Origin of the sequence: Gemmiger formicilis (genome assembly GCF_016901605.1) — a bacterium.
GTDB classification, from domain to species: domain Bacteria; phylum Bacillota; class Clostridia; order Oscillospirales; family Ruminococcaceae; genus Gemmiger; species Gemmiger formicilis_B.
Map to the genome: position 1 here is coordinate 1 of NZ_JACJKP010000744.1, position 223 is coordinate 223.

The 223-nt window shown below is 48.9% G+C and carries 1 pseudogene; it reads right to left on the bottom strand.

Features of this window, described 5'->3' with window-relative positions:
* Positions 1-115, bottom strand: a pseudogene (locus H6B10_RS16705) (peptide chain release factor-like protein); the annotation flags it as partial.
* Between the last annotated feature and the right edge of the window lie 108 nt (positions 116-223).

The following is a 223-nucleotide window of genomic DNA, read 5'->3' on the forward strand; positions in this document are numbered from 1 at the left end:
CACGTTCTTTGTTTTCCCGCTGGCTGCGCTGATCCTGACACTCCACCACCATACCGGTAGGCAGGTGTGTCACCCGGATAGCCGAAGACGTTTTATTGATATGCTGGCCACCGGGAAGAAAAACTCAAACAACATAGCGAGGAATAAAGATATGAAAACGCAGGTTTTGCCTGTTACAGAAGAGAGTATTGCGTTAGCAGCCAGGTTGCTTCAAAGCGGAGAA